We start from the raw sequence: 752 nt of genomic DNA on the forward strand, positions 1-752 counted from the left end.
CGACGACCTCGTCGCCGTCGTACGCCAGGACCCCGGGCGGCAGGTCCTCGTCGAGGAGCACCCGGACGCGATCTCCACGGGCCGTGCCGCTGAGGGCCTGGTTCTCCTTCGCCGGGATCCGGTAGCTCAGGCACCAGCACACGTTCGCGTCCGGACGCTTCGGACCGACCATGGTGCGGACGTCGTCGAAGGACGTCGCGGGACGCACCTCGATCGTCATGCCACGAGCATGGCACCGGTTCGTCGGAGGAGTTCGAGCGATCGACCGATCTCCTGTTCGGCGGTCGCGGTGTCCGGGGACCAGTTGCACTCCAGCGAGACCGAGCCGCGGTAGCCGCCGTCGTGCACGGCCGCGAGGAAGTCACGCCAGACGTCGTCGCCGCCGTCGGCACCGAGCGGGCGACGGTCGCGGTCGCTGACGTGCACGTGGCCGATGCGGGCGCCGTGCTCCCGGAGGACGTCGAGCGACTCCCCCTCGTTCCGGATGTGGAACAGGTCGGCGACGACGTCCACCCCGTCGACCGCCGTGTCGTCCAAGAACCGGACGGCCTCGGCGACGGAGTGCAGGACGTTCGTCTCCGAGCGGCTCAGCGGCTCGAGCACGATGCGGAGGTCGTTCGCCGCGGCGGTGTCCCGGGCCGTGCGGAGCACCTCGGCGAAGCGACGGTGGGCCTCGGTCTCGGGCATGCCGTCGGGTGCCGTGCGGGCGGTCCCCGAGCCGAACACGATCTTCGCGCCCGGCTCGGCGACGG

General features: G+C 71.9%; 1 protein-coding gene and 1 pseudogene. Both read right to left on the reverse strand.

Going from position 1 to position 752, the window contains the following annotated elements:
* Nucleotides 1–220: pseudogene (locus tag BIV03_RS15990) on the reverse strand (GNAT family N-acetyltransferase); the annotation flags it as partial.
* On the reverse strand, nt 217–752 hold a 536-nt coding region (locus tag BIV03_RS15995; protein WP_139202023.1), incomplete at its 5' end, for a sugar phosphate isomerase/epimerase. The pseudogene BIV03_RS15990 and the gene BIV03_RS15995, both read right to left, overlap by 4 nt.

It is taken from the genome of Curtobacterium sp. MCBA15_016 (genome assembly GCF_001865105.1).
Taxonomy (GTDB): Bacteria; Actinomycetota; Actinomycetes; order Actinomycetales; family Microbacteriaceae; genus Curtobacterium.